Genomic DNA, 24,741 nt, shown 5'->3' with positions numbered 1-24,741 from the left:
GATCAGGCTGTGGCGGCGATGGATTCGCCCGCCGCCACGCCGCTGGCCCAGGCCCACTGGAAATTGTAGCCGCCGAGCCAGCCGGTCACGTCCACCGCCTCGCCAATGGCGTAGAGGCCGGGTACGGATTTGGCTTCGAGGGTTTTCGAGGACAGCGCCGAGGTTGAAATGCCGCCTACGGTCACCTCGGCCTTGGCAAAGCCTTCGGTTCCGGACGGGCGGAAGCTCCAGCGCGAAAGCCGCTCCTGCGCCGCCCGCAGCGCCTTGTCGCTCGCATTGCCGAGTTCGGTTTCGACCCCCAGCTTTTCGGCAAGGATATCGGCCAGCCGGTCGGGCAGGGCCTCGCGCAGGATCGAGCGCAGCGTGGCGCGGGGCGTTTCCCGTTTCCGGTCGAGCAGCCAGTCGCCGTTGTTATCCGGCAGGAAATCGACCGCCACTTCCTCGCCCGGCTTCCAGTAGGATGAGACCTGCAGAATGGACGGCCCCGACAGGCCGCGATGGGTGAAGAGTGCCGCTTCCGGGAAGCGCGCCTTGCCCGCACTGGCCACGACCGGGGCGGAGACGCCCGATATCTCGCGGAACAGCAATTCCTCTCCGCCGAGGGTCAATGGGACGAGGGCGGGGCGCGGCTCGACGACCTTGAGGCCGAACTGCCGCGCTAGATCATACGCAAAGCCGGTAGCGCCCATTTTGGGGATCGAAGGACCTCCGGTGGCGATGACGAGGCTGGTCGCCGTTACGATTTGCCCACCGGCCATGACGGCAAAGCGCCTGTCCTCATGCTCGACTGCGTTTACTTCGGTATTGCAGCGCACTTCGACTTTGCCTTTTGCGCATTCCTCCAGCAGCATCTCGACGATCTGCTTCGAGGACCCGTCGCAGAACAGCTGGCCCAGCGTTTTTTCGTGCCAGGCGATGCCGTAGCTCTCGACCAGTTCGAGGAAATCGCGCGGTGTGTAGCGGGCAAGCGCGGACTTTGCGAAATGGGGATTGCTCGACAAATAATTGGCCGGACCTGCGCCGATATTGGTGAAATTGCACCTGCCGCCTCCGGAGATCAGGATTTTCTTGCCCGGCTTTTCGGCCTTTTCCAGCACCAGCACGCGCTTGCCCAGCTGGCCTGCGCGCCCGGCACACATCAGGCCCGCCGCACCGGCGCCCAAGATTATCGCGTCGTAATCGGCCATTACTGGACGGAAAGCGGCTCTACCGGGCGTTCTTGCCGGGCAATGAAGTAAAGCAGCGTCCCGGCGGCGACGAGCTCGCCGAAGACGAGCCAGCTCTGTTCATCCGCATGGGTGCCGACCCAGATCGTGCTGATCACGGTCAGGATCGAAACAAAGCCGTGAAGCAGATTGATGCCGCCGTCGCGCTTTTCGATCACCGGCAGCGCGAAAGCCGCGACGAGATAGGTCAGCAGCCGCGTCAGCGTCCCTGCCAGCGCCAGCACCATGAAGCCTTCCCACAGGCCGAAGGCGATGCTTGCCGCGCCGTAGAAAAGGATCGAATTGACCGGGGTTTCCAGCTTGGGCGAAACCTGCATGAACCACCGCGGCAACATGCCCCTTTCGGCCATGCCATAGGTCATGCGCGGCAGGCTGATGCCGCCGGCAAAATTGTTCGCCCCGATGCTGAACGCTGCCGCGATCACGATGGCGATCGCACCGACCGATCCCATGGCATCCTGCGCCGCGATCGCCAGCGGGTTCTCCGCATCCGCGCTCGCTGCAGGGGCGATGCCGATATAGGCCCAGATCACCAGCATGTAGAGCAGCGTCACTGCCGCCAGCATCGCTATCAGCGCCAGCGGCACGTCGCGCTTGGGGTTCTTCATCTCACCGGCGGGCAGCACGACATATTCGAAACCGATAAAGGCGTAATAGGTCAGCAGCACCACGCTTTCGGCGTCGGAAAATTCGGGCAGCACGAGGCCCATCTCGGGCTGGCCGCCGAACAGCCCGGCGGCGATCAGCGCGAAGAGCGGCAGGATCTTCACTGCCGTCAGCGCGCTCAGCGTGGTGACCGAACTGCGCAGGCTGAACAGGTTCACGATGGTGATGAAGCCGATGAAACCCGCCACCAGCAGCGGGCGCAGCACCGGCCCGTCGAGCACGGGATAGAGCGTGGCGAGATAGGACACCATGACATGCGTGTTCGCCGCGACAGTCACGATCGCGCTGGCATAGCGGGCCCAGCCGGCCTGGAAGCCCACGAACCGCCCGAAGGCCGCCTCGCCATACAGGATCGGCCCGCCCGAATGATCGAACCGCGCCGCCAGCCAGGCGAAGGTCAGCGTCAGCGGCAGGAACAGCAATCCGCCCAGCAGCATCATCCAGGGCGCGAAGCTGCCCACGGCCAGAAACAGCGTGGCGGGCAGGGCGAAGATCCCGGCGCCGATCATCCCGTTCACCGGGAGCAGGGAAGCGCCGAACAGCCCCATGGTGCGCGGCGGAGCAAGAGTTTTTGCGGTCATGCGCGGCGAGATGGCGGCAATTGCCGATTTGCACAAGCGCCCCTTTGCGCAAGCGGGCATTGCGCACTATCTCCACCGCCATGTCGCGCACGAAAGCCGGTTCCCCCAACGATCCTCGAGGCAAGGAGCGTTTCCACGAGGAACGCGCCACCAACACCGTGGCCAGCGCGCAGCCCGATCTGGAAACCGGCATCAACGCTATCCGCGAAACGGTGAAGACGCTGAAGCCGCGGCCCGGCGTCTACCGCATGCTCGATACGCGCGGCGATGTGCTCTATGTCGGCAAGGCGCGCAGCCTGAAGGCCCGCGTGGCGAATTACACGCAGGTCAAGGCGCTGACCAACCGGCTCCAGCGCATGGTCAGCCAGTGCCGCGCGATGGAAATCGTGGTCACCAATTCCGAAGCCGAGGCGCTGCTTCTCGAAGCGCAGCTTATCAAGCGCTACCGACCGCCATTCAATGTGCTGCTGCGCGACGACAAGAGCTTTCCTTTCATCCTGCTGCGCGCCGACCATGCCTTTCCGCGGATCCAGAAACATCGCGGCGCGCGGCGGGCCAAGGGCAATTACTACGGCCCCTTCGCCAGCGCCGGATCGGTCAACAAGACGCTGAATGCGCTGCAGAAACTGTTCCTGCTGCGGTCCTGCACCGACAGTTTCTTCAACAATCGCGACCGGCCCTGCCTGCTCTACCAGATCAAGCGCTGTTCGGCCCCCTGTGTCGGCCGGATCGACGAGGCGGGCTATGACAGCCTCGTGCAGGAAGCGAAGGATTTTCTCTCGGGCAAATCCAGCGCGGTTCAGGCCAATATGGAAAAGCAGATGGCCAAGGCCGCGGAGGATCTCGATTTCGAGACGGCGGCCATCCTGCGCGACCGGCTGCGCGCGGCGACCTTCATCCAGGGCAGCCAAGCCATCAACGCCAGCGGCGTGGGCGATGCCGATGTCTTCGCGCTGGCGGCAAAGGGCGGGCAGATCGGCGTGCAGGCCTTCTTCATCCGCGGCGGGCAGAACTGGGGGCACAAGGCCTTCTTCCCCAAGAACACCGGCGATCTGGAGCATGACGAGGTGCTGTCCGACGTGCTGCTCCAATTCTACGAGGAAGTCCCGCCGCCGCGCACCATCCTGGTCGACCAGGACCTCGCCGAACAGGAGCTGATCGCCGAAGCGCTGGCGGAAAAGGCGGGCCATGCTGTCGCCATCTCGATCCCCCAGCGAGGCGACCGGCGCAAGCTGATGCAGCAGGCACAGCGCAATGCGGTGGAATCGCTCGAACGGCGGTTGGCCGAAACCGGCACCAAGGCGCAGCGGCTGCGCGAACTGGCGGATTTCCTCGAGCTGGAGGAAGTCCCCCAGCGCATCGAGATTTACGACAACAGCCATATCCAGGGCGACAAGGCGCTGGGCGCCATGGTCGTCGCCAGCCCCGAAGGGTTCGAGAAGGGCCAGTACCGCAAGTTCAACATCAAGTCCGCGCAGACCAATGACGATTTCGGCATGATGCGCGAAGTCATGGAACGCCGCTTCCGCAAGCTGGCCGAAACAGAGCGCGCCGACGAGGGCGCCCAAGGCGGCAAGGGCCACGAAGCGATCTGGCCCGACCTGCTGCTGATCGATGGCGGCAAGGGGCAGGTCTCATCGGTTATGCGCGTGCTGCAGGATCTGGGCATTGCCGAGGATGTGCCGGTCATCGGCATCGCCAAGGGCCCGCATCACGGCCGCGAAGGGCGCGAGGTGTTCCACTTCCCCGACGGGCGCGAGAAGACCCTGCCGGTCAATTCGCAGCTCCTGTTCTATCTCCAGACCCTGCGCGACGAAGTCCACCGCTATGCCATCGGCGCGCACCGCGCCAAGCGCAGCCGCGCCATCACCGCTTCACCGCTCGATGAGATCCCCGGCATCGGCCCGTCACGCAAGCGCGCCCTGCTGCTGCATTTCGGAACGGCAGGAAAAGTGCGGGCGGCGGCGCTGGACGACCTCAAACGCGCCCCCGGCATCAGTGCAGGGGTGGCGCAGCAGATCTACGATTTCTACCACGCCGGGGGATGAATTTCCTCAATCGCGATTCAGTCGGATAACAGGGACCTGATTGCTGCTCCGGCTATTCGCGCGGTTGCAAGTAGTTGGTCGAGGGTGTGCCCGTTTCGGGCCTTGGCAGACAGACCGAACATCGTCGTCGCCACAAAATCCGTCAATCGATCCGCTTCGCTAGGATGACGTTTCGAGATGTAATTGCGGATCACATCTTCTGCAGCAAGATTGTACGTACGCGCGGCTTCTCGCGCCTCGCCGTCAATACATCGGGTCCCTTCAACCACGAGGCATCCGGCAGCGTTCTGCTTGGCCGCGTAGAATCGGGCCGCTTCCGCAAGAACGTCCTCGAGACATTCCGCGACGGAGCGATCTGCTCGCAGCAAGCTATGGAGCGGAATGGCCGCCGTATCTTGATAGCGCTCCAGGACGCGGGCGTAGAGCCCCGCCTTGCTACCGAAAGCGGCATAGAAGCTGGGCGGGCTGATACTCAGCGCCTCGGTGATGTCGCCTACGCTCACCGCATCATATCCACGCGCATGGAATAGCCTCTGGGCCGTCTCGATTGCCTGATCGATTTGGAAGGTGCGAGGACGACCTCGTGCGCGAGATATTTTTGTAGTCAAAGCTATATAAATCCTTGAAGCGGCCGTTCTGAAATTTATGTAGGGACCCTTACATAATATCTCAAGGAAAACATCGTGGGTATATCAAAAGGAAAAACGGTACTGGTGCTCGGCGGAAGTCGGGGCATCGGGGCGGCGATTGTGCGGCGCTTTGCCGCGCAGGGTGCGCAGGTAATCTTTACCTATTTCGGTTCGCAGGAAGCGGCAGAGGCATTAGCGGCAGAAACGGGGAGCACGGCAGTCAAGACCGATAGCGCCGATCGCGATGCAGTCATCGCCCGCGTTCGCGAAAGTGGTCCGCTCGACATATTGATTGTGAATTCTGGTTTCGCGATTTTCGGTGATGCGTTGGAACAGGACCCCGACGAAATCGACCGGCTGTTTCGAGTCAATGTGCACGCACCTTATCACGCTTCGGTCGAGGCGGCGCGTAACATGCCTGACGGCGGAAGAATTATCGTCATCGGATCGGTCAATGGTGACCGCATGCCACTCCCTGGCATGGCGTCTTACGCATTGAGCAAATCGGCGCTGCAGGGCATGGCGCGTGGACTTTCACGCGATTTCGGCCCGCGCGGCATCACGATCAATGTCGTTCAGCCCGGACCAATCGATACCGATGCCAACCCTGCCGATGGACCCATGAAGGATCTGATGCACAGCTTCATGGCTCTCAAGCGCCACGGTCGCCCCGAAGAAGTCGCCAGCATGGTTTCCTGGTTGGCCGGGCCGGAAGCGGGCTTTGTCACCGGTTCCATGCACACCATCGATGGCGCATTCGGCGCATAGTTTCGCTGGCGGGCCGCTGGTCCGCCAGCAATTTTCATCGGCCGTTCCCAACGACAATCGATGCTGGCTCAGCGACGCTGAAGCCTGGAAAGCAGGGTGCTTACCCCGGCAATTATTCCCCGCGCACCGCCGCGCTTTCCTCGCGCACGGCCTTGAACTCCGAACCAGCCTTCCATTCGGGCCAGCGCCTGCTGTTCGCCAATTCGGCGCCCATGTCGCGGAACAGGGCGATGTCCTGCACCGCGCCCGCCAGGTTCCATTCGGGGCTCCAGGCGTCGCAGGCCGCGTGGTAGCAGCGCCCGGTATAGTCATCGACCCAGGCCTGTCCCGCTTCCTTGCCGCCCTCGATCAGGTCGGATGCGCCCGCGATGCCCATCATCAGCATCACCGGCACGCCGCGCTTGGCCATGCTGAAATGGTCGGCGCGGAAGAACAGACCGCGTTCGGGCAGGCTTTCCTCGCTCACCGTGCGGCCCTGCGCGGCGGCGAAGCGGGCCAGGTCGTCTTCCAGCGTGCTCTGCCCCTTGCCGACGAGGATCACGTCCTTCGCAAGGCCCGCCGTCTGCAGGATGTCGAGGTCGAAATTCGCGACCGTCTTCTCGATCGGGTAGAGCGGATTGGCGGCGTAGAATTCCGATCCCAGCAAACCGCGTTCCTCTGCCGTCCAGAAGGCGAAGACCACGCTGCGATCCGGCGCGGGAGCGGCCTTGAACGCGCGGGCGATCTCCATCAGCCCGGCAACGCCCAGCGCATCGTCATTCGCCCCGGCGCGGTAGATGCGGCCCAGCTCGTCGGGCTGGCCTTCGCCATAGGCATCCCAGTGCGCGCCGTAGACGATGCTCTCCTCGGGCCGCTTGGTGCCGGAAATCTTCGCCAGCACGTTCTGGCTCTGCACCACTTCGCTGGTGACCGGGAAAGATGCGGAAAAGCTGGTGCCGAGATCGACGGGGCGGAAATCGTCCTTGCGCGCGGCCACGCTCAGCTGGGCCAAGTCCAGCCCCGCATCGGCGAAGAGGCTCTTGGCGGTCTCGCCCGAAATCCAGCCCTGAAGCGCGAGGCTGGTCAGGTCTTCGGGCTTGCGGACCACGTCGTAATTCTCGCCGCCCGGGCTTTCAATGACGTTCCAGCCATAGCCCGCACCGGCGGTTTCGTGAACGATCAGCGCGCCCACCGCGCCTTGCCGCGCGGCTTCCTCGAACTTGTAGGTCCAGCGCCCGTAATAGGTCATGGTGCGCCCGCCGAAGGTTCCGGCGACATCTTCATCCGCCCCGGCGTGGAAATCGGGATCGTTGACGAGGAAGACGGCGACCTTGCCCTTGAGGTCCACGCCCTTGAAATCGTCCCACCCGCGCTCGGGCGCGTGGACGCCGTAGCCAACGAAGACCAGCGGCGCGCCGTCGATCTTGGCCGCGGCATTCGGCTGGAGGGTGGAGAGGTAGATGTCCGTCGGGAAGCTCAGCTCGCTCGTGTTGCCATCATGCTGGAAGGCGAGGCGTTCAGGCGTGCCGAGGCGGGTGTGCAGCAGCGGGACCTTCTGCGTCCACGTGCCGTTTTCGCCGCCCGGTTCGAGGCCGAGCGCCTGCAACCTGCCGATGAGATAGCCGATCGTGCGGTCTTCGCCCGCAGTGCCGGGCGCACGGCCTTCGAATTGGTCGGAAGCCAGCGTGCGCACGGTCTGCACGAGGCGGTCTGCTTCGATCTCGGTGCCTGCCATCTCTTCCGGCTGCGCGGCGGCGGGAAGGGCAAGGATCAGGGCCGTGCTTGCGGCGAGGCTGCGAAGGATCATCGAAATCTCCAGCTAGGGTAGGGGCTTGGCCTAGCTGGTTGGATTATCGTTGAAAACCCCGCACCGTGGACAGGTCGTCAGGCGGCGGCGAGGCTGCCGTCCTGCTTCAGGCGGCGGGCCTGGAAGGCGAAGCGGGCGGCCTTGCCGACATCGTCCTGGAACGAGGAATTGACCAGCCCGCCGACGACCGAGCCGACCACCGGCACGATCATGCCCGCGCGGCTGCGGAAGCTGGTGAAGGCGATCGCGCGGCTGACGCGTTCGACCGCCTGGTCGACGACCGGGGTGATGTGTTCGTGATCGGCATGGATCAGCTGGCCATTGTCGCCGATCGCGCTTTCCAATGCGGCGATGCGGGCTTCGCGCTGTTCGGGATCGTCCAGCGCGGAGAGTTCGAGGATCTGCAGGCGGAAGAGCTTTTCTGCCGGACCTTCGCCATCGAAGCCATAGGCGCGGCCGGTGTCGCGGATGGTGCGCAGCGCGATGGCGATGGTGGCGGGAATGTCGAGGCCCATGGAGATGGCGCCGCCGAGCCCGGCTGCCGCGCCGGTGCTGGCGCTGATCGAGCGGGCTGCGCGGGTGACCTTCTTGGCGGCGCGATTGGCCGCTTCCAGATCGTTCACGTCATGGTCGAAACGCACCAGCTGCGGCATGCCGACCGCCGTATCGAGGCCCTTCAGCACCGCTTCCACAACCGCGTTGGGCACGACGCTGGCGATGGCCTTGCCGAAAGGATGGGTAAGGCGTTCGATCCCCCGGCCGAGGCGGGAGGGTTTCTGGCGGCGAAAGCGCTGCTGCTCTTGTGCGATGTCCATGACAACGCAATGGTCGAGGGGCAGACGCGTTCCGGGGCATGGCGCGTTTCTGCGGAGGAGCAGCTACCTGCGCCTCCGCATCGCTTTGACCGCCCGCGGACGAAAGCCTCAGTCGGCCTTCTTGCCGCCCGGCTTGCCCTTACCGGCGAATCTCTTGCCGGTCGGCTTGGGGCCTTTCTTGAACGGCTTGCCGCCAGGTTTCCCGCCGGGCTTGCCGCCGCCGAAGCTCTTGCCGCCCTCGCTCTTGCGGGGGCCGCCGGGGCCGCGGTTCGGACCCTTGCCGAAAGGCTTGGGCCGCACGCGCGATCCGCCGCCGCCACCTTCGCGGCGGTTTTCGCGGGCCTGGATGCGCGGACCTTCGGGTGCTTCCTCGATCAGGATGGCGTCCTGCTCGTCCTCGGACGAGGCCGTGCGCGCGACTGCTTCGGCGAATTTGGGTGCGACCGCGGTGGGCACCTGGAACCAGCTTTCGAACTGGCCGATACGGATCGCGCCGATTTCGTTGCGCGTGATATGCCCGCGGCGGCACAGCAGCGGCAGGATCCAGCGCGCCTCTGCGTTCTGGCGGCGGCCGACGCCGATCTTGAACCACGCCACGTCCTCGAAGCCGGGGCGCTGGCGGTCGGCCTTGGCCTTGTCGCGCGCTTCGGGCGTGTTGGCGGCCAGTTCCTCGGGGCTGGGCAGCTTGGCGCGGTGCGCCTGCACCAGCGCCGCGGCGATATCTTCTGGCGAGCGCTTTTCCATCAGCTCCTTGGCCATGGCACGGTCGTGCTCGTCATATTCGGCCTCGGCGGTCAGCGCTTCCATCAGGCGGCTGCGATCCTGCTTGTGGATCATTTCGGGCGTGGGCGCATCCATCCACTCCGCCTCGATCTTGGCGCCGCGCAGCATGCCTTCGACGCGGCGGCGGCGGTTGTAGGGCACGATGATCGCCGCCGTGCCCTTCTTGCCCGCGCGGCCCGTCCGGCCCGAACGGTGCTGCAGCGTCTCCGCATCGCGCGGAATCTCGACATGGATGACGAGGGTGAGCGTGGGCAGATCGATCCCGCGCGAGGCGACATCGGTGGCGACGCACACACGCGCGCGCCGGTCACGCAAAGCCTGCAGCGCCTGGTTGCGCTCGCTCTGCGAATGTTCGCCCGACAGCGCCACCACGCCGAAGCCGCGTTCCTGCAGCGTCGCGTGGAAGCGGCGCACATTGTCGCGCGTGGCGCAGAACAGAATCGCCGTCTCCGCCTCGTGATAGCGCAGCAGGTTCACCACCGCATTCTCCACCTCGGCGGGGGAGACGGTGATCGCCTGATAGCTGATGTCGCCATGCCCGCGGTCCTGGCCGACGAGGCTGAGGCGCAGCGAATTGGTCTGATAGCGTTCGGCCAGTCGTTCGATCTGGCGCGGCATGGTGGCCGAAAACAGCAGCGTGCGGCGCGTCTCGGGCGTTGCATCCAGGATCTCTTCCAGATCCTCGCGGAAGCCCATGTCCAGCATCTCGTCCGCTTCGTCGAGCACCACGCCAAGCAGGTCCGACAGGTCCAGCGCCCCGCGTTCGAGGTGATCGCGCAGACGCCCCGGCGTGCCGACCACGATGGCCGGGCCCGCCCGCAGCGCGCGGCGTTCCTTGCTCGCGTCCATGCCGCCGACACAGGTCGCCATGCGCAGGCCCGCCTGGGCATACAGCCAGCCCAGTTCGCGGCTGACCTGCAGCGCCAGTTCGCGCGTCGGCGCGATGACCAGCAGCAGCGGCTTTTCGACGAGCGCCAGATTGGCGGTTTCGGCCAGCAGCGCTTCGGCCATGGCGAGGCCGAAGGCGACCGTCTTGCCCGACCCGGTCTGCGCCGAGACGACGAGATCGCGGCCGCGCGCCTCGTCCTCGATCACGGCGGACTGCACGGGGGTAAGGGCGGTATAACCGCGCGCGGCAAGGGCTTCGCCGATCATGGGCGGGAGATTTTCGAAGGACATAAGGCTCACAGGGCTGGCGCCGCGGCGAAAGTGCCGCAGAGCGAAAACGGGGTAGGGTTGAAGCCGCTCATTCCGGCGGCGAGGGGATCGCGGACCGGCAAAACGGCTCCCACGCGACCACGCTTGCCGTGGCCCCTACACGAATACGCGCGCTTTGGCTTGCGTTATTTTCGCCGGCCGGGATGGGCTCTGCGCAGGAAAGTAACGCGTTGCAGTGGAGTTAGCCGTCAGACACCTTTCGCGAATCATTTGTTCCTGTAATGTTCTCGTCATGAGTTCCAAACGCCTCGAAACTTTGCGCGACTTTGCGCGGCATGGTTACAAGATCAGGATAGATTGCGCCTGCGGGCGGGTGGTCCTGGTGGATCCGCACCAGATGCTGCTGACTCTGCAGGAGAAAGGCGAAGACCGCATCAGTCTGGAGCGGCTTGCAACCAAGCTGAAATGCTATCGCTGCGGCAGCCGCCCGCGCCGCATAGGGCCGTGATTGGGGTGATTTTTGGAAAAGCCTAAGCAGGTTGGCTGACCATACCTATCCCAAGGGCGTGTCTAACCGTCGCAAGCCTTGCCTTTCTATGGAGCGGTGAAACCGCGCATTCTGGCACTGCATGATCCTCGTGCGGGGGCGGATAGTAGACCACCAACAGTGTGCACAAGCGACCCCCTATTTTAACGTATCAGCCGAATAACAGGTTGAAAAAACAGAAGACGTTAATCTTGATTATCGATCGTAACCTTGCCGCGCGGCTCACACGCGGAAATATTTCCAGCTATTCCGAAAAAGGGAGCCTCCGCTGAAGGCTCACCTTGAGCCAGAAATTGTGATCGCGAGCGCACAACGCCCACAATGCAAGAACCCGAAGGTGTACCTGTGTGCCAATCAACCGCCGCATCAAGGGCTTGCTCGGAAAATTCCTGAATCGCGCCTTGGTACAGCAGCATGAACGCCCCCATACAACGCGCAAAGTCCGGGTCAGCAAAGCCGATTTGATCATCGGCCATTACAGTGAAAAGAGCCCTTAATTCGTGCCCGGATCGCGGGCTAGAGCCGCTGACGAAAATGCAGTCTCTCTCATTTGGATCGAGCGTCAAAGTTGTAACAGTTTCATCGGTTGCCAACGCGTCCAGAGTGCGATCGAGATCTAAACGATTTGAAAACAGGAATATTGGCGCTCCGTAAGCCACTCGCCACGTTTCGTCTGCCGCGTTCAGATCGGATCGATATACGGAAAGCATCTCGACGACAGCCTTGCCGGGCGAAAGGACATGACGACTTTCCCCAGCGTTCAACTCCCTCTCACGAAATGAAGCTGCCTCTTTCATTTTCTTTGTCGGAGGTCGAACGATTCCTTCGATGAAGGTCGACTCCCGGCTAGGGAGATCAAGTCGCCAAGCAGAAAAGAAGTATCGGTCCGAGTCATCAGAGACCAAAAAATAGTCTATCTCCTTCAGATAGCGGGAAGTGATCGAACTATCCGAATTTACGATGCCGTCGCGCTCCGTATTTTCCCCGGGCACCGCACACGCCGCCGAAGCCATGAAAACCAGACAAGTGAAGAAGAGCTTAGTTTTCATTGGATGGGTAACCCGATCTCGCAATACAGTGTGCAAAGGCTTTCTTCGACAAGAGCCCATCGGCAACCATCTTCCCGATGGACGCGCCAACGGCACCCGCTGAAGTCGTAGAAGGAAGGCTGGCCGCTTGCGCGTTCGAGACTGATCTCTTGGATTTTAACGAACATCGCTCTCGCACCGAAATCGGGACGTCGGAATAGTCCGCCGTCGCACACCCCGTCGCGCAAATGGACAGGCCCAAAAGCAAAGCGAAAATGCGCCCCATACGCCCCCAAATCCCTCTTGCTGTCTACGCAGCGAAGAAGATTTGCGTCAACCGAAGAGATTAATGAATTGCAGGGACATATTCACCATCTTCCGAACTTCCCTCGGCGCACTATAGAAACCTGTAGGTTTGCAGATTGCTTTTTGCAGATCGCTACTCACCGCTCCCTTCTCACCCTATCCAGCCCTTGGTGAATGGGGGCAAAAGATACCGAATGATCCGCCGCTGTCCGGTCATTATCTCGGCCTTCGCCGCTTTCCATGCTGAATCCTATCGCAGAACGAATGATGTGCGGGAGTTGATTCGCTGCACCCAAAGCGGCTTTTGCGCTCGGTATGTTCGACGCTCTAAGAACTGAACACAACACTCGCCATTTTCCTACACGCCGCCGATCCGCTAGGCCGCGTCACGGCTCTTTCCATCGTCCATCTTCCCAGCCTCGCCCAGGGTGACAGATCCGCCCCGCAAAGGGTGACATGTGGCGCGCCGCAAGGTGACATGTCGCGCTTTGCAGGGTGACACTTTCGCTGCGCAAGGTGACATCTGCCCTGCGCCGGGTGACAGTTTTCGCGGCAAGGGTGCCACTCGCGCGGCCAGAGTGACGCTTTTGCATCACAGGGTCACACAAATGGGGTTTTTGCTCTTGGACAGTGCTCCATGTGCTCCATCCTGCGGGTCGCGGCAGCGGCGGAAACGCGCGCCTTGCGGGCCGCCTTGTGGCGGAATCGCCGATGCGAGTCATGCGGCTGTCACACTGTCACAGCGACTTCATCCAACGGACACGTTCGAGTCAAATACCGGACCTATGTGCCCCCTCGACAGGAGGACACATGTCTCACACCACACGCAAATCGCTGCATCTTGCAGCCAGTTTCACCGCTCTCGCCGCCGCCGCAACCCTCGCTTCTCCCGCGTTGGCGGGCGAAGTCGTCGGCTCCGTTACCGATGCCAGCCAGACCGTCGCGCTGCGTTCGGCGGAAGTCACCATCGTCGAACTCGGCCGCACCGTCGCGAGCGACCGGGACGGCACCTTCCGCTTCGCCGACGTGCCCGCCGGCAGCTATACGCTGCAGGTCCGCTATGTCGGCGCCGATCCGGTCAGCCAGGCGATCGAAGTGCCCGCCACCGGCGCAGTGACCGCGAACCTGCGCCTGTCGGGCATGGGCAGCAATTCCGAGATCCTGGTGATCGGCCAGGCCGCGAACCTTGCCAGCGCGCTGTCGCGCAAGCGCGAGAACGACGTCGTCTCCGACGTGCTCAGCCGCGATGCGATCGGCCAGTTCCCCGACCAGAACGTGGCCGAAAGCCTGCGCCGGCTGCCGGGCATCAACGTGCTCAACGACCAGGGCGAGGGGCGCTTCGTCTCGGTCCGCGGGCTCGACCCGAGCCTCAATGCGACCTCGCTCAACGGCGTGCGCATGCCGTCGCCCGAGAACGACATCCGTGCCGTGGCGCTCGACGTGATCTCCTCGGACATCATCGAATCGATCGAGGTGAAGAAGTCGCTCACGCCCGATATGGATGCCGACACCATCGGCGCCTCGGTCGAGATCGAGACCACCAGCGCCTTCGACCGCAAGAAGGACCTGCTGACGGTCAAGCTGGAGGGCAGCTATAACGAGCTGGCCGACGAGCTGAGCCCCAAGGGCAGCGTCGACTTCTCCTATCGGGCGAGCGACAACTTCGGTGTGACCGGCGGCCTGTCCTACTACAAGCGCACCTTCGAGACCGACAACATCGAGGCCGACGACTGGGAAGAGGACGACGGCTTGGTCTATGCCGAGGAGTTCCAGTTCCGCGACTATGACGTGGAACGCGAACGCATCAGCGCGACGCTGGGCTTCGACTTCCGCGCCGGGGACTCGACGAGCCTCTACCTGCGCGGCATCTACAGCCAGTTCGACGACCAGGAATACCGCCGCCGCCTGACCTTCGACCTCGGCGATGCGAGCGTCTCGGGCACGAGCGATGCGCTGGTGTTCGAGGATGACGAGGAGATCACCGTCGAGCGCGATGTGAAGGATCGCTTCGAAAGCCAGAAGATCCGCAGCATCGTGGCGGGCGGCGAAAGCGACTGGGGCGACTGGTTCGCCGACTACTCGGCCAGCTGGGCCAAGTCGAGCGAGCGCGAGGACGGCAGCGTCGACCCCGCCGAGTTCCGCCGCAAGTTCGAGGGCGAGGGCCTGCAGATCGGCATCGACCTGTCCGACACGCGCATACCCGGCTACTCCGTGATCGCCGGCCCGGCGGACTTCGCCGATCCAAAGAGCTATGAGCTGAAGGACATCGAATACGTCGCTCTGTCGGACAGCCAGGACGAAGAGTATTCGGCCAAGTTCGACATCGGCCGCCGCTTCGTATCGGGCATGGGCGAATTCACTGTGCAGGCCGGTGCCAAGGGACGTTGGCGCGAAAAGAGCTACAACGGCGATGTCGAGTTCTACGAGCTGGAGGGCTATAATCTGGCCGATGCGCTGGGCGACGGACAGACCTATCGCCTGGGCGACATCGGCCCGCTGCCGGGCTTCACCGAGGCGAGCGACTACTTCCTCGCCAATCGCGACCTGTTCGCGCTCCAGGAACTCGACAGCGCCTTCGACAGCGCAGTGTCGGATTACTCGGTCGACGAAGACATCCTCGCGGGTTACCTGCTCGGCCGCTGGGACAGCTCGACGCTAACCGTGATCGGCGGTGTGCGCTATGAGAACACCTCGAACGTGCTCAGGGGCAACGATGTCCTGCTGGTCGAGGAAGGGGGAACGCTTCCCGACGGCACCGAGGCCGCCGATGATACGCTTCTTGTCGACCAAGTCTCGATTGAGAAGGATTACGATCACTGGCTGCCAAGCCTGAACCTGCGCTACGAAGCCTCGCCCAATCTGGTGCTGCGCGCGGCAGGCTATCGCTCGATCGTGCGCCCCGGTCCCTATCAGCAGGCCCCGCGCTTTGCAGTGGAAGAGGCGGATGACGGCGAACGTGAAGGCGAATTCGGCAATCCCGAATTGCGCCCGGCCGAAGCCTGGAACCTCGACGCTGCTGCCGAATACTACTTCGACGGTAATGGCGCGATCTATGCCTCGCTGTTCTACAAGCACATCGAGGACTTCTTCGTGGAAACCGTCTTCGAAGCCGACGACGGCCCCTATAACGGCAGCTTCCGCGGCATCGACTTCGACGAAGCGACCATCTGGTTCAACGGCGACAAGGCCGATGTCGCCGGGGTCGAGATCGGGGCATCGAAAGCCTTCACGGGCGCGCTGGACGGGATCGTCATCGGGGCGAACTACACCTTCACCGACAGCGATGGCACGGTGACGCTGGAGGCGGCCGAAGGGCCACGCTCGATCACTCTGCCGACGACCAGCAGGCACACGGGCAACCTCTCGCTGGGCTATGACAAGGGGCCGATCGACGTGCGCCTTTCGGGTACCTACCGCGACAAGTATCTCGATGAGCTGAGCCCGGAACCGGAACTCGATCGCTATGTCGACGATCACTTCCAGCTCGACCTGAGCGCGAAGTACCGCTTCAACGACAAGATCCAGCTGTTCTACGAGTGGGTGAACATCAACAACGCCAAGTACTTCGCGTACAACAACCTCGGCGATCGTCGTAATATCTTCCAGTATGAAGAGAACAACTGGACGATGAAAGCCGGTGTAAGGATGACCTTCTGATGCTGCGGCCAATTCACATTCTCGCCCTGGGATCGCTTGGGCTTGCGAGCGCTTGTGCCACGGTCCCGATCCAGGGAGATCCGGCGGTAGCCGTGTTCGCGAAAGCGGAGACGGCGCCGGTGGGGACTGCCAATGAAGACGCTGCGGACGATCCGGCGATCTGGCGCAATGCGGCGAACCCGGAACAGAGCCTCATCGTGGGGACCGACAAGAAGGCGGGTCTCCACGTCTATGACCTGCAGGGTCGTCAGCTGTCGTTCCTGGAGCAAGGCGGTCTCAACAATGTCGCCTTGGCAGAGCTTGCCGATGGCCGGATCCTGGTGGCCGCCAGCGATCGGAGCGATCCGCTGACCGCGCATGTCAGTCTCTCCTTCCTCGACCGCGACACCGGCGTGTTGTCGCCCGCTGGACGGATCGCCGTCGGTCCGGGCGAGGGATATGGGATCTGCATCGCCAGGGCAGCCGCGGATGGCTCGGTTACCGTCTACAGCGCGCCCAAGGAAGGGACGATCTATCGGACCGTACTGAATACGGCAGGTTCGCAGATCACCGGTCAGTCGGCCGTGATCGGCACGGTCGCCAGCCAGCCAGAAGGCTGCGTTTTCGATGACCGGACGAATATCCTGTATGTCGGCGAGGAAGCAGCGGGTATCTGGGCTTTCGATACTGCAGCAGCCGATATCGACGCCAGCAAGCGCCTGATGGCCCGCGTCGATAATCGCATGCTTGTGGCCGACGTAGAAGGGCTTGCGCTTTTCCCCGAAGGAGAGAAGGGTGGCATGGTCGTGGCCTCGAGCCAGGGCGATAACACATATGCAGTGTATCAATTGCCGGAGATGACACCCGTGGGCCGTTTTCGCATCGCATCAGACCAATTCGGCAGCACCGAGGAAACTGACGGTATCGAGCTTGCATCCGGCAGCTTCGGGTCGCTTTATCCCGGCGGCCTGTTCATCGCTCAGGACGGGCAGAACGAGCCCGAGGCGCAGAACTTCAAACTGGTATCATGGGCCGAGGTGATGGACGCGCTCAAGCGCTGATCCCGGCACTGACGCATTTCGAAACCGGCGCGACTGATCAGTTACGCCGGTTTTTTCGTATCACGCCTTCCTGCGCCACGCTGGCCACGAGTTGGCCTTCGCGATTGAAAATACGCCCGCGATTGAAGCCGCGCCCGCCGCCGGACCAGGGGCTGTGCGTCGCATAGAGAAGCCATTCGTCCGCCCGCGCCGGGCGATGAAACCACACGGCATGGTCGAGGCTGGCGCCTGTAAGCTCGTTGCGGGCCCAGCTAAGTCCATGCGGAAGAGCCGCCGTTCCCAGCAGCGTATAGTCGCTCGCATATGCGATCACGGCGCGGTGCAGAGATCGATCGTCCGGCAAGGGAGCAGCGGCGCGAAACCAGCTGTAGGCACGGGGAGGCTTCTTTCCCGGAGTCATCCAGTGCAATTCACCACTCGTGCGCATCTCGATCGGGTTCGGGCGGCTCATCCAGCGGCGCTGGGCCTCTGAAAGATCGCTCTGGCTGGCGAGGAATTTGTCCCGCATCTCCCGGTCGGTAGGAAGATCTTCGGGTGGTGCCACATCGGGCATCGGGCTGTCTTCGTGCTCCAGCCCTTCTTCTGGACGCTGGAAACTGGCCGTCAGGTTCAGGATCGGCGAGCCGTCCTGGCTGGCCACGACGCGCCTGTTGGCAAAGCTGCGTCCGTCGAAATCGGCAGCGACCGAATAGTCGATGTCTGTGCCTTCGCGCCCACCGCGCAGGAAATAGGCATGGAGCGAGTGGGCTTCCATGCCTTCCGGTGCCTGCGCCTGAGCGGATTGGAGAGCCTGGGCAACCACCTGGCCGCCGAATACTCTTCCCACGCCGCCGGGCTGCTGACTGCCGGTAAAGGTTTGGGTGCCCGCCGGTTCGACGGTCAAAAGGCGGACAAGGCCGGCAACGAGCTCTTCTGGAGTTTTTGTCATATTCACGCTGCGCGATGTGCTTGCCGTTTACGCAAGGGTCAAGAAAAAGGCGGCGCGACTACCGATCACGCCGCCCGTTTCCACTTAAATTCGCCGCGGCTTCAGCCAGCTGCGAGAGCAGCCAGCAGCAGCAAAGCGACGATATTCGTGATCTTGATCATCGGGTTGACGGCGGGACCGGCCGTGTCCTTGTAAGGATCACCCACCGTATCTCCGGTTACGGCTGCCTTGTGCGCTTCGGATCCTTTGCCGCCGTGATTGCCGTCTTCGATATACTTCTTCGCATTGTCCCATGCGCCGCCGCCCGCGGTCATGGAAAGTGCGACGAAGATGCCGCCGACGATCACCCCGAGCAGCAATGCTCCGAGAGCCGCGAAGCCGTTTTCCTGACCCGCGATGAGCGTGATGAGGAAATAGACCACGATCGGCGCCAGCACTGGCAGCATCGAGGGGACGATCATCTCCTTGATGGCCGCCTTCGTCACGAGGTCCACCGTGCGGGCATAATCCGGCTTGCTGGTCCCGGCCATGATCCCGGCATCGCCCGCGAACTGTTCACGCACGTCCTTCACCACATCGCCCGCAGCGCGGCCGACGGCGGTCATTCCCATTGCTCCGAAAAGGTAAGGAAGCAGCGCGCCAAGCAGCAGGCCGACGATTACATAAGGGTTCTCAAGGCTGAAATCGACGTCGGCATTGGGAAAGAACTCGGCCAGATCGGTGGTATAGGCCGCGAAGAGCACCAGTGCGGCAAGCCCCGCCGATCCGATGGCATAGCCCTTGGTCACTGCCTTGGTGGTGTTGCCCACCGCGTCGAGCAGGTCGGTCTTTTCGCGAACGCTATCGTCGAGACCAGCCATTTCGGCGATGCCGCCCGCATTATCCGTTACCGGGCCATAGGCATCGAGCGCCACGACCATGCCCGCGAGCGCCAGCATTGCGGTGGCGGCATAGGCAATGCCCATCAGGCCGGCGAGCTGATAAGTAACGATGATGCCGGCCACGATCAGGATGGTCGGCAGTGCGGTCGATTCCAGACTGATGGCGAGGCCCTGGATCACATTGGTGCCGTGGCCCGTTTCCGAAGCCTTGGCGATCGAGCGGACCGGGCGATAATTGGTGCCGGTGTAATATTCGGTGATCCAGATGATCAGGCCGGTGATCGCGAGACCCACGATGGAGCAGTAGAACAGCGCCCAGCCAGTGAACGACTTCACCTGTTCCGACACGCCTTCTTCCGATACAGGCGCACCCGGGTCGATATTGACAGGAGCGCCGCCGATGACCGTGTCCAGACCGCCCAGCGCGACATGGATCGCCACGCCGATCAGCGGAATCGACAGGATGGCGGTGATGACGAAGCCCTTGTACATCGCGCCCATGACGTTCGTGCCGCCTTTCGACAGCTTGACGAAATAGGTACCGATGATGCTGGTCAGGATGCACGCCCCGCCGATCAGCAGCGGGAGCGCCATCATCGGCAGCAACAAATCGCCCAGACCCTTCAGCAACAGCGCGGTGAGAACCATGGTCGCACCCACGGTGACGACGTAGGTTTCGAACAGGTCGGCTGCCATGCCGGCGCAATCGCCGACGTTATCGCCCACATTGTCGGCGATGACCGCAGGATTGCGCGGATCGTCTTCGGGAATGCCCGCTTCCACCTTGCCGACGAGGTCGGCGCCGACGTCGGCAGCCTTGGTAAAGATACCGCCGCCCAGACGCGCGAAGATGGAGATCAGCGAAGCGCCGAAGGCCAGGCCTACGAGACCGTCGATCACCTCGCGGCTGTTGGCGGCATGTCCGGCAGGGCCGACAAGATACCAGAAGAAGACAGCGATCGCGAGGAGGGCGAGCCCGGCCACCAGGAGACCGGTAATGGCACCTGCGCGGAAGGCGAGGGTAAGTCCCTGCTGCAATCCGCTTTGCGCGGCTGCCGCGGTGCGGACGTTTGACCGTACGGAGATGTTCATACCGATGAAGCCGGCAACGCCCGACAGGATCGCGCCGATGATGAAACCGATTGCGGGAATGATACCGAGAAAGAGAAACACCAGCACTGCGACAACCACGCCGACGATGGCGATGGTCGTATACTGACGCTTGAGATAGGCCTGCGCGCCTTCCTGGATCGCTGCGGCGATCTCCTGCATCCGTTCATTGCCTGCCCCTGCGGCGAGTACCTGGCGACTGGTGACGAAACCGTACACGATGGCCAGTAAGCCCAACACGATGGATATGATTACTAGATCCACGAAACTCTCCCCTCCTGCTTATATGTTTCGCTTCCGGTGGGAGACACCGGCGTAGCGTGGCAGGAAGGTATAGGCGGCATGGAATTGCTGGCAAGGGCCTTGCCGCGCAGCGATCCTAAAGTGCCGATCAGGTCCTGAGCAATGTCAGTGCGTGTAACCCAGAGAGCCGGACGGCGGGACGCCGTCGAGAAGGACCGGATCGGCGGATTGATCACGCACTTCGCCGATTGCAGTTACCGCGTAATCGCTCTCCAACCCTGCGGGCCCGGTGCATAGCAGCACGTAATCGTCGCCCCATCTCATCGCGTCGTCGAGGCGCCCCTCCGGCGCCAGCAGAGCGATCCTGGCCTGATCGAGCGCCAGGGTCACCTTGCTGGCGGCGGCAATTCGGGATGCATCGAGCAACAGGCCATCCGAAACGTCCATCATCGCCGACACGTGCGGAGCAAGCGCCTGTCCAAGTTCCAGCTGCGGGACCGGACGGCGATAGGCGCGGTCATCGCCATCCGTGTCGTCTCGCATCGCTTCGTAACCCAACAAGGCCATTCCGATCCGGCCACCCAGATAGACGACATCACCCCGTGTGGCGCCGGACCGCGAGGGGACAGGTGTGTGCATGGCGCGCCCGATCGCGGTGCACCCCCAGACGCGCCTGCCCTCCGCCCTGACGGTATCTCCGCCAAGCAGCGGGACATCGAACGCGTTCAGAATTTCATCGAGGCCAGCCACGAAACGATGGTCGTCCATTCCCAGCATGTGGGAAATCAGAACGCCCACTGGCTCGGCGCCCTTGGCGGCCAGATCGGAGAGGTTCACTGCGACAAGCTTCCAAGCAATGTCCGCCGGGTCCTGTCCTTCGAGGATGTGCACTCCATCCACCAGGGTATCGTGCGTCAGGACAAGGGATTCGCCTCCGAACCAGAGCACCGCAGCATCGTCTTCCAGCCCGCGCGCGGCCCGATGGCTCGCAAGCGCGCGAAGGGAAGAGATGAATTCGGCTTCGTTCAGCGTCCTATTTCCTTGGCTACCGCATCGAGAATGCCATTGACGAACTTGGCTTCGCGATCGTCGAAGAAGGCTTTGGCGACGTCGACGTATTCGCTGATGGCTGCCGCCTTGGGCACATCGTTGCGCGCAAGCAATTCGTAAGTTCCCGCGCGCAGGATTTGCAGCATCGTCTTGTCGAGGCGGGCCAGCGTCCAGCCGGATGCGAGGCGCGCGATCAGGAGGTCGTCGATTTCATCCCGGCGGGCATCGACGCCTTTCACCACATCGTCGAAGAAGGCGACATCGGCCTCGGCGTATTCTTCGTCCTCGATCACCTTGCCCAAACGGTGCTGGTGGAATTCATCGAGCAGCCGGATGGTCTTGGTGCCTTCCATCTGCTGCTGATAAAGCGCCTGTACGGCACCGAGGCGGGCAGCGCTACGCGACTGGCTGCGGGGATTCTGGCTCACGAAAGCCTCCTAGAAATGGACAGGGCGTGCGCGGGGAGGCCTTCTGCCTCGGCCAGGCGCACGGCGGCAGGACCGATGGCTTTCAAGGCAGCTTCGGACGCGCCGATGAAGCTGGTGCGCTTCATGAAGTCGAGCACGGAGAGACCGCTGGCGAAACGCGCGCGGCGACCGGTGGGAAGGACATGGTTCGGCCCAGCGATATAGTCGCCCACGGCTTCGGGAGTCATCCGGCCGAGAAATACGCTGCCGGCATGGCGCAACTGTTTGAAAATCGCCTCGGGATCGGCAGTGGCGATCTCGACATGTTCGGCAGCGAGGCGGTCCGACAGCGCCGGGGTTTCGTCGAGAGTGTCGACCAGCACGACCAGCCCGTGGTCGTCCCAGCTTTGCCTCGCGGTCTTGGCCGTCGGCAGCTTGAGAAATTCCAGATCGATCTGGTCCATGACCCGGTTCGCCAGGCCACGGTCGTCGGTGATCAGGATGGACTGGCTGGTCGGGTCATGCTCGGCCTGGCTGAGCAGATCGGCAGCCAGCCATTCGGGATCGTTGTCCTTGTCGGCGATCACCAGGATTTCGCTTGGTCCAGCAACCATGTCGATACCGACCACGCCGTAAAGCTGGCGTTTGGCTTCTGCCACCCAGGCATTGCCCGGACCGACCACGACATCGACGCGCGCGATCCGTTCGGTCCCGTAGGCCATGGCAGCGACGGCCTGCGCTCCGCCGACGCGGTAGATCTCGTCGACGCCCGCAATGTGCGCAGCGGCGAGGACGAGGTCGTTCATCTCGCCTTTGGGGGTGGGGGTCGTGACCACCAGACGCTCGACACCCGCGACCTTCGCCGGGATGGCGTTCATCAGCAGCGAGGAGGGATAGGATGCGCGACCACCCGGCACGTAAAGTCCGGCTGCCTCCACCGCACCCCACCGCGCGCCGAGACGCATGCCGATATCGTCGGTATAGTCGCGGTCTTCGGGCAACTGGCCTTCGTGATAGGCGCGGATGCGGGCGGCGGCTGTTTCCAGCGCCTCGCGCAAGTCCGGCTCCAACCCGTCATAAGCGGCGCGGCAGGCCTCTTTCGAAATCGACCAGTCCGCATCGCTTGACAGATTGTGCTGGTCGAACCGGCGCGTGTATTCCACCAGTGCCCCGTCGCCGCGCTCGCGCACTTCGTTCAGAATGGCGGACACGTCGCGCCCGACCTGTGCATCGCTTTCGCGGCGGTCGCGGACGATTTTGGCGAACTTGGTTTCGAAGTCCGCGTCACTCGTGCGAAGAAGCTGCATCAGGCGGCGCTCCTCTGTTCGCTATCGGCGCGGAAAGCCTCGACGAGGGCGGAAACCCGCGGATCGGTCTTGAGCGCGGCACGGTTGACGATCAGCCGCGCGGTGATGTCCATGATATGGCCGGTTTCGACCAGCCCGTTTTCCTTCAGCGTCTGCCCGCTTGAGACGAGGTCGACAATCCGTCCCGCGAGGCCCAGTTCCGGGGCAATTTCCATCGCGCCGTTCAGCTTCACGCATTCAGCCTGGATGCCCTGGCGCTCGAAATGGCGGCGGGTGAGGTTCGGGTACTTGGTCGCCACGCGCAGATGGCTCGCGCCATTGGTCGCGCTGGCACCCTTGGGTTCGGCCACGGCGAGGTGGCAGTGGCCGATGTCGAGATCGACCGGAGCATATAGCTCGGCATAGTCGAATTCCTCGATTACGTCCGAACCGACAATGCCCAATTGCGCCGCGCCATGCGCCACGAAAGTCGCCACGTCGAAGGCGCGCACGCGGATCAGGCGCATGTCGTCTCGGGTGGTCGCGAAGGTCAGCGAACGGTTCGCCTTGTCGTGAAAGGCATCTTCCGGCACGACGCCCGCGCGTGCCATCACGGGCAGCGCCTCATCGAGGATGCGCCCCTTGGGAATGGCGAAGGTAAGACTGTCTGTCATTGCGTGGCGGCAGATAGGGATATGGAGCCGAAAGGGCAACGAATATGGCAAACGGCGCAGTGATGGATACCGTTTCGGTGGCGGAAGCGATCGAATGGCAGGCGAACCACGCGCAAAAAGCAGGCGCTCCCGGCACGGCACAGGTCGTGCGCGCACTGCTGGCGCTGGAAGACAGCACGGCGGCGACAGCGCGGCGGATCTTCGCATGGCAGGGGCTGTCCTTGCGCGATGCCATGCCGCTGCGCATCGCTGCGGGCCTGCACAATTTGTTGCTGACCGGCGAAGAGCCGCGGCTGGAAGATGTCTACGCCGGGCGGATGCCTGCGCAAGAGCAGGTCGATGCGCTGGTCCGCGAAATCGTAGAAACGCATGATTTCCAGCTCATGCCCTGGCTCGATGGGCCGCCCCAGACGAACGAGGCGGGGCGCTCGTCCAGTTTTGCCGCGGCGCTGCTGTGGCTCGCCGACGGGCGAACCACTGCGCAGTTCGAATGGCTCGAAATCGGAGCGAGCGCGGGTATCAACACCATGCTGGGCCGTTATCACTATGATCTAGGCGGAGTCACCACCGGTCCAGGCGCGAGCCGCATGCGGATCGCGCCGGAATGGCGCGGCGCGCCTCCGCCGGCGACAGAGATCGGATTGGTCGACGCACGAGGCAGCGACATTGCCCCGGTCGACCTGACCGACGAGGGACAGGCGCTGCGCCTCAAGAGCTATGTCTGGCCTGAAGCGACGGGGCGCATGGCGAGGATCGACGCCGCCATCGCTTTGGCTACACGGATGCCGCCGGAAATCGAGCGGATGGATGCCGGCGACTGGGTGGAAAAGGAGCTGGCCAAGCCGCAGGACGCAGGCGTTACCCGCGTTCTCGCGCACTCGATCATGTGGCAGTATCTGCCCGATCTGACTCAGGACCGTATCGAGGAAACGCTGGAGGGGGCGGGCGAACAAGCGACGAAGGACAAGCCGCTGGCGCTTATCTCGCTCGAGACCAATCGCGAGACTTTCGCGCATGAATTGAAGGTCCGTTACTGGCCCGGCGGCGAAGAGGCGGTCCACCTCGCCAATGCCCACCCGCATGGCGCGTGGGTCGAATGGCTGGCCTGAGCATTCCGCGTCCGG

19 protein-coding genes are annotated in these 24,741 nt (G+C 63.2%); 6 read left to right on the top strand and 13 right to left on the bottom strand.

Going from position 1 to position 24,741, the window contains the following annotated elements; translation table 11 throughout:
* Positions 1-2: 2 nt before the first annotated feature.
* Positions 3-1,187, bottom strand: coding sequence for a BaiN/RdsA family NAD(P)/FAD-dependent oxidoreductase (locus tag K3175_RS03905; protein ID WP_221542028.1), 1,185 nt, complete (start codon positions 1,185-1,187; stop codon positions 3-5).
* Complete coding sequence (locus K3175_RS03900; protein ID WP_221542027.1) at positions 1,187-2,473, bottom strand: APC family permease; 1,287 nt, start codon at positions 2,471-2,473, stop codon at positions 1,187-1,189. The genes K3175_RS03905 and K3175_RS03900 overlap by 1 nt, the downstream gene beginning before the upstream one ends.
* Positions 2,474-2,553: 80 nt before the next feature.
* Here K3175_RS03900 and uvrC point away from each other — a divergent pair, with 80 nt between their 5' ends.
* Positions 2,554-4,521, top strand: a complete 1,968-nt coding sequence (uvrC, locus tag K3175_RS03895) for an excinuclease ABC subunit UvrC (protein ID WP_221542026.1) — start codon at positions 2,554-2,556, stop codon at positions 4,519-4,521.
* A 17-nt stretch (positions 4,522-4,538) separates the two neighbouring features.
* Here uvrC and K3175_RS03890 read toward each other — a convergent pair whose 3' ends face one another.
* On the bottom strand, positions 4,539-5,129 hold the full coding sequence (locus K3175_RS03890) for a TetR/AcrR family transcriptional regulator (protein ID WP_221542025.1): 591 nt from the start codon (positions 5,127-5,129) through the stop codon (positions 4,539-4,541).
* A gap of 75 nt (positions 5,130-5,204) precedes the next feature.
* Between K3175_RS03890 and bdcA the strand changes: the two genes are divergently transcribed.
* Positions 5,205-5,918, top strand: a complete 714-nt coding sequence (gene bdcA / locus K3175_RS03885; RefSeq protein ID WP_221542024.1) for an SDR family oxidoreductase — start codon at positions 5,205-5,207, stop codon at positions 5,916-5,918.
* A 112-nt stretch (positions 5,919-6,030) separates the two neighbouring features.
* Here bdcA and K3175_RS03880 read toward each other — a convergent pair whose 3' ends face one another.
* The 3 genes from K3175_RS03880 to K3175_RS03870 all read right to left on the bottom strand — a co-directional run bounded on the left by K3175_RS03880 (position 6,031) and on the right by K3175_RS03870 (position 10,481).
* Positions 6,031-7,704 carry a M28 family metallopeptidase gene (locus tag K3175_RS03880; protein ID WP_221542023.1) on the bottom strand — a complete coding sequence of 558 codons (1,674 nt, stop codon included), beginning with the start codon at positions 7,702-7,704 and terminating at the stop codon, positions 6,031-6,033.
* A gap of 77 nt (positions 7,705-7,781) precedes the next feature.
* Entirely contained in the window at positions 7,782-8,519 is a 738-nt protein-coding gene (locus K3175_RS03875) for an EcsC family protein (protein WP_221542022.1), read from the bottom strand.
* 108 nt (positions 8,520-8,627) lie between these two features.
* Positions 8,628-10,481, bottom strand: coding sequence for a DEAD/DEAH box helicase (locus K3175_RS03870; RefSeq protein WP_221542348.1), 1,854 nt, complete (start codon positions 10,479-10,481; stop codon positions 8,628-8,630).
* Positions 10,482-10,752: 271 nt separating this feature from the next.
* Here K3175_RS03870 and K3175_RS03865 point away from each other — a divergent pair, with 271 nt between their 5' ends.
* Complete coding sequence (locus K3175_RS03865; RefSeq protein ID WP_221542021.1) at positions 10,753-10,968, top strand: hypothetical protein; 216 nt, start codon at positions 10,753-10,755, stop codon at positions 10,966-10,968.
* Between the two features lie 224 nt (positions 10,969-11,192).
* Here the strand turns inward: K3175_RS03865 and K3175_RS03860 are convergent, their stop codons facing one another.
* On the bottom strand, positions 11,193-12,056 hold the full coding sequence (locus K3175_RS03860; protein ID WP_221542020.1) for a hypothetical protein: 864 nt from the start codon (positions 12,054-12,056) through the stop codon (positions 11,193-11,195).
* Positions 12,057-13,151: 1,095 nt separating this feature from the next.
* Between K3175_RS03860 and K3175_RS03855 the strand changes: the two genes are divergently transcribed.
* Together K3175_RS03855 and K3175_RS03850 are read left to right on the top strand one after the other, a co-directional pair.
* The gene (locus K3175_RS03855; RefSeq protein ID WP_221542019.1) at positions 13,152-15,998 is read left to right on the top strand and encodes a TonB-dependent receptor; all 2,847 of its coding nucleotides are present in this window, start codon (positions 13,152-13,154) and stop codon (positions 15,996-15,998) included.
* Positions 15,998-17,038, top strand: coding sequence for a phytase (locus tag K3175_RS03850; protein WP_221542018.1), 1,041 nt, complete (start codon positions 15,998-16,000; stop codon positions 17,036-17,038). Before K3175_RS03855 ends, K3175_RS03850 begins: the two co-directional genes overlap by 1 nt.
* A 37-nt stretch (positions 17,039-17,075) precedes the next feature.
* Here the strand turns inward: K3175_RS03850 and K3175_RS03845 are convergent, their stop codons facing one another.
* From K3175_RS03845 to hisG, 6 genes are all read right to left on the bottom strand, one after another.
* The gene (locus tag K3175_RS03845) at positions 17,076-17,966 is read right to left on the bottom strand and encodes an acyl-CoA thioesterase (RefSeq protein WP_221542017.1); all 891 of its coding nucleotides are present in this window, start codon (positions 17,964-17,966) and stop codon (positions 17,076-17,078) included.
* 101 nt (positions 17,967-18,067) lie between these two features.
* Entirely contained in the window at positions 18,068-20,221 is a 2,154-nt protein-coding gene (locus K3175_RS03840; RefSeq protein WP_221542016.1) for a sodium-translocating pyrophosphatase, read from the bottom strand.
* 144 nt (positions 20,222-20,365) lie between these two features.
* On the bottom strand, positions 20,366-21,211 hold the full coding sequence (gene thiL / locus K3175_RS03835; protein WP_345719321.1) for a thiamine-phosphate kinase: 846 nt from the start codon (positions 21,209-21,211) through the stop codon (positions 20,366-20,368).
* Between the two features lie 14 nt (positions 21,212-21,225).
* Positions 21,226-21,678, bottom strand: a complete 453-nt coding sequence (gene nusB / locus K3175_RS03830) for a transcription antitermination factor NusB (RefSeq protein WP_221542015.1) — start codon at positions 21,676-21,678, stop codon at positions 21,226-21,228.
* Positions 21,675-22,964 carry a histidinol dehydrogenase gene (gene hisD, locus K3175_RS03825; RefSeq protein ID WP_221542014.1) on the bottom strand — a complete coding sequence of 430 codons (1,290 nt, stop codon included), beginning with the start codon at positions 22,962-22,964 and terminating at the stop codon, positions 21,675-21,677. Before hisD ends, nusB begins: the two co-directional genes overlap by 4 nt.
* Complete coding sequence (gene hisG, locus K3175_RS03820; protein WP_221542013.1) at positions 22,964-23,617, bottom strand: ATP phosphoribosyltransferase; 654 nt, start codon at positions 23,615-23,617, stop codon at positions 22,964-22,966. Before hisG ends, hisD begins: the two co-directional genes overlap by 1 nt.
* Before the next feature lie 44 nt (positions 23,618-23,661).
* Between hisG and K3175_RS03815 the strand changes: the two genes are divergently transcribed.
* Positions 23,662-24,726 (top strand): DUF2332 domain-containing protein, encoded by a 1,065-nt coding sequence (locus K3175_RS03815; RefSeq protein ID WP_221542012.1) that lies wholly within the window; start codon positions 23,662-23,664, stop codon positions 24,724-24,726.
* The last annotated feature ends 15 nt before the right edge of the window (positions 24,727-24,741 follow it).

The organism is Qipengyuania aestuarii, assembly GCF_019711535.1.
GTDB lineage: Bacteria > Pseudomonadota > Alphaproteobacteria > Sphingomonadales > Sphingomonadaceae > Qipengyuania > Qipengyuania aestuarii.
The sequence above is the reverse complement of the archived record's forward strand: the minus strand, read 5'-3'. Positions and strand labels throughout refer to the sequence as shown.